At 71.5% G+C, this 6,132-nt stretch carries 8 protein-coding genes; 3 read left to right on the top strand and 5 right to left on the bottom strand.

Annotated features, from left to right (window positions below; translation table 11 throughout):
- Positions 1 to 122: 122 nt before the first annotated feature.
- Positions 123 to 1,112 (bottom strand): TRAP transporter substrate-binding protein, encoded by a 990-nt coding sequence (locus tag ACE3Q3_RS22405; protein ID WP_374449749.1) that lies wholly within the window; start codon positions 1,110 to 1,112, stop codon positions 123 to 125.
- The gene (locus tag ACE3Q3_RS22400; protein WP_374449747.1) at positions 1,109 to 2,083 is read right to left on the bottom strand and encodes a DMT family transporter; all 975 of its coding nucleotides are present in this window, start codon (positions 2,081 to 2,083) and stop codon (positions 1,109 to 1,111) included. The genes ACE3Q3_RS22405 and ACE3Q3_RS22400 overlap by 4 nt, the downstream gene beginning before the upstream one ends.
- A 114-nt stretch (positions 2,084 to 2,197) precedes the next feature.
- On the opposite strand from ACE3Q3_RS22400, the gene gcvA reads away from it, so the two are divergent.
- Positions 2,198 to 3,127, top strand: coding sequence for a transcriptional regulator GcvA (gene gcvA, locus ACE3Q3_RS22395; RefSeq protein ID WP_374449745.1), 930 nt, complete (start codon positions 2,198 to 2,200; stop codon positions 3,125 to 3,127).
- A gap of 44 nt (positions 3,128 to 3,171) precedes the next feature.
- Here gcvA and infA read toward each other — a convergent pair whose 3' ends face one another.
- On the bottom strand, positions 3,172 to 3,450 hold the full coding sequence (gene infA, locus ACE3Q3_RS22390; protein ID WP_374449743.1) for a translation initiation factor IF-1: 279 nt from the start codon (positions 3,448 to 3,450) through the stop codon (positions 3,172 to 3,174).
- Positions 3,451 to 3,754: 304 nt separating this feature from the next.
- On the opposite strand from infA, the gene ACE3Q3_RS22385 reads away from it, so the two are divergent.
- Both ACE3Q3_RS22385 and ACE3Q3_RS22380 read left to right on the top strand, forming a co-directional pair.
- Complete coding sequence (locus ACE3Q3_RS22385; RefSeq protein ID WP_374449741.1) at positions 3,755 to 3,964, top strand: DUF3185 family protein; 210 nt, start codon at positions 3,755 to 3,757, stop codon at positions 3,962 to 3,964.
- A 41-nt stretch (positions 3,965 to 4,005) separates the two neighbouring features.
- The gene (locus ACE3Q3_RS22380; RefSeq protein WP_374449739.1) at positions 4,006 to 4,572 is read left to right on the top strand and encodes a nucleotidyltransferase family protein; all 567 of its coding nucleotides are present in this window, start codon (positions 4,006 to 4,008) and stop codon (positions 4,570 to 4,572) included.
- Here the strand turns inward: ACE3Q3_RS22380 and ACE3Q3_RS22375 are convergent.
- Positions 4,487 to 5,383, bottom strand: a complete 897-nt coding sequence (locus tag ACE3Q3_RS22375) for a Stf0 family sulfotransferase (RefSeq protein WP_374449737.1) — start codon at positions 5,381 to 5,383, stop codon at positions 4,487 to 4,489. The genes ACE3Q3_RS22380 and ACE3Q3_RS22375 overlap by 86 nt on opposite strands.
- The coding region (locus ACE3Q3_RS22370; RefSeq protein ID WP_374449736.1) for an outer membrane protein at positions 5,373 to 6,132 on the bottom strand (760 nt) is incomplete at its 5' end. The genes ACE3Q3_RS22370 and ACE3Q3_RS22375, both read right to left, overlap by 11 nt.

Here is a 6,132-nt window from a genome sequence, read left to right as displayed (position 1 = left end):
GTCAGCGCGCGCCAGCGGCCGGGGGCACCGGTCCCGCCATGTCCCCCGAAGTTGGGGCGCTCGGTTTGGCGATGGCGGCACGGGGGCGGCCGGCCGCAGCCGGCCGCCCCCGTGCCGGTCCGTCACTGGACCGCGTTGATCTTCTGGTAGAGCGCGTCGACGCCGATGTCCTTGGCGTAGGCGGCCATCACCGGGTCGACCAGCTTCTTCATCTGATCGCGGTCGGCGAAGGGCACGCGCTTCAGCTTGCCGGCCTTCTCGAGCGCGTCGAGCTTGGCCGAGTCCTCCGACGATTCGATCTGGCGGCCGTAGGCGCCCGCCTCCTTGCCGGCCTTCAGGATCGCCGCCTGCAGGTCCGGCGCCAGCTTCTTGAAGGTCTTGGCTGAGAAGCAGATGGGCCGGATGGTGATGGCGTGCTGCGTCATCGAGAGGTGCGGCGCGACCTCGAAGAACTTCATCTGCTCGACGCCTGCCGCCTCGTTCTCGCCGGCGCTGATGACGCCGTTCTGGATGGCGTTGTAGACCTCGTTGTAGGCGATCACGGTCGGCGACAGGCCGATCGCGGCGAAGGTGCGGCTCCAGATCGGCGCGCCCTGGACGCGGACCTTGAGCCCCTTCATCTCGGCCAGGTTCTTGACCGGCTTGTTGACGAAGATGTTGCGCACGCCGCCGCCGGCATAGCCGATCAGCATGACGTCGGCCTTCTGGGCGATCTCGTCGGCGACCGGCTTCAGCAGGTCGGCGTCCAGCACCTTGTTCCAGTGGTCGAGATCGCGGAACAGGAACGGCGCGTCGATGAAGGGCGCCGCCCGCGAGAAGGTCGACATGTGCGCCGGCGAGACGATGGCGTAGTCGACCGCCTTCCCTTGCGCCATGTACTCGAAGTACTGCTTCTCGAGGCCGAGTTCGCTGTTCTTGTGCAGCTTGAACTCGATCGGCTTCCCGTAATACTGCTTGACCAGCTCTTCGAAACGGACCAGCGCCTTGGTGAAGGCATGGTCGTCGTTGAACTGCGACGCCCCGCTCAGCGTGATGGTCTGTGCCGACGCCTGCGCGGACAGCACCAGGGCGGCCGCCGCCGCGGCGGCGCCGAAGAAACGCTTCCAGGTCATTCTCGTCTCCTCCCGGGGCAGGCTGGGCCCGCCCATTGCACACGGCCGATTCCGCCGATTGTTAGCAATCGGGACCATATCCCCCTCGGGGGCACTTTTCCAGCGCGCGGCAGCATGACGACGAGATTGCCCGCCACCACCAGGACGGCACCGGCGACGCCCGACCAGTCCCAGGCATAGCCCTCGAACACGGTCGAGATCGCCAGCGCGACGACCGGGAACAGCACCGGGACATAGCCGGCCCGCTGCGGGCCGATCCGCCCGACGAGCGTCAGGAAGCACCAGAAGCCGGCGATCGATCCGACCAGCACGAGATAGGCGAGCGAGATCGCGAAGGCCGGCGACGGATCCCAGGCGAGGCCGCGGCCCGACGCCGCCGCCCAGCCGGCCGAAAGCAGGCCGCCATAGAGCATCCCGAAGGCGCTGAGCGGCAGGACCGGCAGGCCGGCCTTCTGGTTGACGCTGCCGAGGACCATCCCGGCCGCGGCGACGGCCGCCCCGGCCACGACGGCGAGGATGGCGAGCGAGGTCTCGCCGGCGAGGGAGAGCGCGGCGAGCTCGTCCCGGAAGAACAGCGCCAGCCCGGCCAGGCCGAGCGCCGCCCCGACCGCGAGCCGCGCCTCGATCGGGCGGCGATCGGCGACGACGCCGAACAGGATGCCGAAGACGACCGCGGTCGAGAAGGCGAGCGCGACCAGTCCGCTCGTGAGGTACCGGCTGGCCCAGTAGACCGGGATGTAGTTGAGGCCGAAGAGGCAGGCGCCCTGCGCCGCCATGCGCAGGTGCGCCGCCGCCGGCCAGCGCAGTCGCTTCCGGCGCCACGCCATCCAGGCGAGGAGGATCGCCGACGCCGCCAGGAAGCGGTAGGCGACGGAGAGTTCCGGCGCGACGGCGGTCGCCTGCATCTTCACGGCGATCCAGGTCGTGCCCCAGATGGCGACGGTCAGGAGGAAGAGCAGCGGTGCGGGCATGGCGGCAGCCTCTCTCGGGCCGGAAGGTGGACCCGGGAGATGCCCGCCTTGCCGCGCGGCGACAAACCAGGAATAGTGCGGTTCGGATCAGAATTGCTGATGCGAGGGCGCGCCATGGCACGGCTGCCGCCGCTCAACGCCGCCCGTGCCTTCGAGGCGGCGGCCCGGCACCTGAGCTTCACCCGCGCGGCCGAGGAACTGCATGTCTCGCAGGGCGCGATCAGCCAGCAGGTCCGGGTGCTGGAGGACTGGCTGGGGCGCCCCCTGTTCCGACGCCGCAACCGCGGGCTCGACCTCACCGAGGCCGGCGCGGCCTATGCCGACGCCCTCCGGCGCGGCTTCGACATCATCGCCGGAGCGACCGAGGCGGCGCGCCACCCCGGCGAGACGCAGGACGTCGCCATCTCCTGCCTTGCGAGCTTCGCCCACAAATGGCTGGGGCCGCGCCTGGGACGGCTGTCGGCGCGCCATCCGGCCTTGCGGCTGCGCATCCTGACGGGGATGGTGCCGGTCGACCTCGCCGGCGGGACCGTCGACTGCGCCGTCCGGACGGGAACCGGTCCCTATCCGGGCCTCCATTCCGAAATCCTGATGACCGAGGAACTGACGCCGATGGCGCGGCCCGACATCGCCGCGCGCCTGCATTCGCCGGAGGACCTGTCCGGCGAACTGCTGCTGCGGGATTTCGGAACCGACTGGTTCGACTGGCTGGTGCCGGCGGGCCTGGGCGAACGGGAATACCGCTGGGGCCCGGAGTTTCTCGACAGCTCGATGGCGCTGGACGCCGCCGTCGCCGGCCAGGGGATCGTGCTGGCCCGGACCGCGCTCGCCGAGGCCGATCTCGCCGCCGGGCGTCTCGCCGCTCCGTTCGCCTTCAGCGTCCCCTACGACTGGGCGCACTGGTTCGTCTGCCGGCAGGGCGCCCAGCGCCGCGGCCCGGTTCGCGATCTCCTGGAGTGGCTGAGAGCGGAGGCGGGCGGGCTGCCGAAGCCCGAAATCCGCCCCGGCCGGCCGATCCCCCGCCTACCCGTCCCGCGCGGCTGACGCGCACCGGCGCCCGCCGGCGCCGATCGGCCGCGGCCGGACGGTCAGCGCCGGCGCTGGAACTGGGGTCGGCGGGGCGCCGCCGACACGACCGGCGCGCGCTCGTCCTTGTGGCGGAAGGTGATCCGCCCCTTGGTCAGGTCATAGGGGGTCATCTCGACCGTGACGCGGTCGCCGGCCAGGATGCGGATGCGGTGCTTGCGCATCTTCCCGCCGGTGTAGGCCATGATCTCGTGGCCGCTGTCGAGCCGAACCCGGAACCGGAACTCGGGCAGCATTTCGAGGACGACGCCCTCGAACGTGATCAGATCTTCCTTGGACACGAACCCTCCTGAGGACGTGGACGAAACCCATCCGGGCGGCGCACGATGGCGGCGCGGGGAAACGAGGTTGGCGCGATGCCGCGCGACGCAAAACCAGAAGTCGGCCGGCATCGATCGGTCCGTCGCAGGCGACGGGTCCACCGCGTGCGAGGCGAGCCAACAGCCTTATATAGGACGTCCGGAAGAAAAAATCAGGACCAATTGCAGCGCCATCCGCCGCCCCGGATGCCCGGCATGCGCCGGCGGGGAACCGGGCGCCTCGCCGGTCGTTCCGCCCGGAACCATCGCAACGGAGGCCAGGGCCATGCAGTCGCGCAGCATCTTCGGGGTCGTCCTCCTGGTCGTCGGCGCATTGCTCCTGGTGTTCGCGTGGCGGGCCGCGAACGCGCCCGTCGACCAAGTCGTCGAGTCGCTGACCGGGCGCTTCACCGAGGGCACCATGCTCTACCTGATCGCCGGCATCGCGGCCGTGGTCGGCGGCCTGTTCCTGGTCGTCGCGCGCCCGCGCGCCTGAGGGCGGCCGACCGATGATGGACGCGCGATGACCCACGCCCGATGATCCGGCTCGAGCGCGCGGTCGCCGGATCGCCCCTGCTGGTGCGGCTGCTGGCGGACCTCCCGGCGCTCGGCCTGCCCGATGCCTGGATCGTCGCCGGTGCCGTCGCCCAGACCGCCTGGAACCAGGCGACGGGACGCCCCGACGGCCACGGCATCGCCGATGTCGACATCGTCTATCATGACGCCGGCGACCTGTCGGCGGACGGCGAGCGGGCGGCCGAGGCGCGGGCCCGCGACCGCTTCGCCGACCTGACGCTCCGGCTCGACGTCAAGAACCAGGCCCGCGTCCATCTCTGGTATCCGGCACGGTTCGGCCGCGCCATCGCCCCCTACCGTTCGACGGCCGAGGCCGTCGCCACCTACCCGACGACCGCGACCGCGATCGCCGTGCGGCGGTCGGATCGCGGTCTCGAATGCATCGCGCCGTTCGGGATGGACGACCTGTTCGGCCTGACGGTCCGTCCCAACCGCCGCCTCGTCAGCGAGGCGGTCTATCGGGCGAAGGCGGCGCGCTGGCAGGCGCGCTGGCCGGAGCTGCGGGTTCTGCCCTGGAAGCCGGGGTAGGATCGGGACGGACCCAGCCGAGCTGGTCGCGGAAGCGTGCGCGCCATTCCGCCTTCACCGGGTCCGCCTGCCGTTCGAGCGGCGAATCGGCCAGCCGGAACGGCTGCGGCGGCTCGACCCCCATCATGGCGCAGATCGCCCGGCACGGCGGATCCGGGTCGGCGACGAGGTCCTCGTACCAGACGACCAGCGGCGTAACGCCGTTGGCGTCGAACGCGACCTCCCACAGGCGGTCGTCGCCGGCGACGGTCGCGATCGCCCGGTCGATGGTGCGGGCCGAGAACTCGGAATGGTGGGGCCGGCGGGCGGCGCCGCGCAGCTGGCGCCAGCGCCCGGAGCGCAGGGCGACGAGGTAGGAGATCGCCTGGCCGAGGACGTCGCGCCGGCGCAGCCAGACGAAGCGGCTCCGGCGCAGCAGGCGGCGCACCGAGCGGTCCTCGACATGGGGGCGAAGCTGGATGAAGTGGGTCTTGAGGCCGAATACGCCGTTGGGCGAGGTCCGGTGCCGGGCGAGCGCGCGCAGATAGGCCTCCATGCCGCCCGGCGCCTCGAGCGGCCCGACCCCGAAGCGCTGCAGCAGGGCCGGGATCGTGTACTGGGCGTTCAGATACTCGCCGGGCGAACCCATCCGGCCGGTGCGCCACAGCAGGTCGGCAAGGAGCTGGCTGCCCGAGCGCGGGCTCTCGGCGATGACGTACGGCCGCGGCCGGTCCGCAAACAGCGGAAAGTCGTATTCGGGGGCGACGATCGGATTGACCCCGGCCGTCCGGCCGCCGGCCGGCGGCGGTCGTTCGACGGGGTCAGAAGCCATAGCGCAACCCGATCGCGATGCCGTGGCTGGCGAGGTCGCTGCGGGTGCCGTCGATCGGCAGCGGCACGGTGCCGCTGATGCGATAGCGGGTCGCGTCGCCGCGATCCGTCTCCACCCGCCCGAAGTCGGTGTAGCGGTAGGCGATCTCGAGTGCCAGGTTCGGAGCGAGACGGATCGCGGTTCCCGCGGTCGCGGTCCAGGCGAAGCCGGTCCAGGTGCCGCCCGGGGTGGTGACGATCTGCGGGATGTTCGGGAACGAGAGGGTGGTGCCGTCGAGCCGGTTGCGCGAGACGCCGATACCGGCGCCGACGAACGGCTCGAACGGTCCGAGGTCGACGGGCAGGAGCGGCGCCAGGTCGAGGTAGCCCGTGACCATGCCGGTCAGGGTCGAGACGTCGCCCCGCACCGCCTGCCCCCCCGTCACCGGGAAGTTGGCGTCGCCCGAGAACCGGAACTGCGGCCGCCAGCCGAGCGTCAGGTCGACGCGGAAATGTTCGTCGATGCGGTAGCCGATGCCGCCGGACAGCGCCGGCGACGAGCCGTAGCCGCCGTCGGCGCGGGCGAGGCAGCCGTAGAGCGGCACCGCCGCCGGGTCGGTGCCGGCGCAGTTCCAGTCGCGGAACGTGGCGTCGGCGCCGGCCTCCCATCCGAGGTCGACCCGGCCATACCAGCCCGGCGCTTCGGCCGCATGGAGAAATCCCCCGGTCAGCGGAAACGTCGTTAGACCCGCGATGGCGGCTGCCGCTAGA

This window comes from Allostella sp., assembly GCF_041913585.1.
GTDB lineage: Bacteria > Pseudomonadota > Alphaproteobacteria > ATCC43930 > Allostellaceae > Allostella.
Note: the sequence above shows the minus strand (reverse complement) of the source record. Positions and strands in the feature narration are given on the sequence as shown.